1 protein-coding gene is annotated in these 977 nt (G+C 32.7%); it reads right to left on the bottom strand.

The annotated features are described in order from the left end of the window. On the bottom strand, window positions 1–311 hold a 311-nt coding region (locus L1D46_RS20740), incomplete at its 3' end, for a hypothetical protein (protein ID WP_239978179.1). Between the last annotated feature and the right edge of the window lie 666 nt (window positions 312–977).

Raw genomic sequence — 977 nt, 5'->3', positions numbered from 1 at the left:
TTCCAATATTTATTAATAATCCTAGGTAAAATTATAAACCATTGAGCATAACCACCTATAAAGCAACTAACACTGATAACAATTAGTTCTAAAACAAAGCTATTTTGATATTCAATAATTTGTAAAGTTGTAACAAAATACAATAAAAGCGGGCCTAATGGAAAGCTTAAAAGTCCAAGTAAAACTAGTATAAACAGTCCTTGTTCATAGGTTTGTGTGACATTTTGCACCGCCCCCAAAAAAGGAAAAGCAACTAAAGTAAAACAACTTACCCATACAAGTTTACAGATCTGAATTTTCTTTAGACGCATACTATTTCACCTGACATAATCTAAAACATTTATTAGCTAAACTATCACTGTACTCTTGACAATCGGTACCATTTGGAACTATCGAATACCAAGGTCTCTCAGCTTTAATCTCAGAGTTAATGCAACTTTCGACACAACTATCATCTTTTCTAATTTCATCACATTATTTTGAGTCATAGTTCTCAGTTTCCGTTGTTGCGCGACCTAAACAACCTTTACCAAAAGGCTAAGTGTTATCAAGAGCACTTGTAGGCGTATTACTTGAACAAAACTTATTTTTACATAAACCAAAACGGATTTACTAAAGGTAAAGTTTTATTGGCATATCACTAAACTTATTCCATTCAAAGGGCGCGTACACATTTATATTGACATACTAATGGTCGCTGTACCTCATTCTTAAAAGCATTTGTGTCATTTGCTATTAAATTAACATAACTAACTGGTTTCATAATATTGCTAGATCTCTGAACAGTATTACAGGTAATTAAATTGCTCACTTAGAACGGGGGCTCAATGCAAGGCAACGATAATGAATATCTTGTAAGCAATCAGAAGCGATATTCGATGAACTACACAAAGCAGCCTAATTTAGTGGGTGGTGGATTTCGAGATTTAATTAGCAAGAAACATTAAGATATTATTTATGGCAAAACAAGTTAAATA

Origin of the sequence: Pseudoalteromonas sp. Isolate3 (assembly GCF_022398505.1) — a bacterium.
Classification (GTDB): domain Bacteria; phylum Pseudomonadota; class Gammaproteobacteria; order Enterobacterales; family Alteromonadaceae; genus Pseudoalteromonas; species Pseudoalteromonas apostichopi.
Note: the sequence above shows the minus strand (reverse complement) of the source record. Positions and strands in the feature narration are given on the sequence as shown.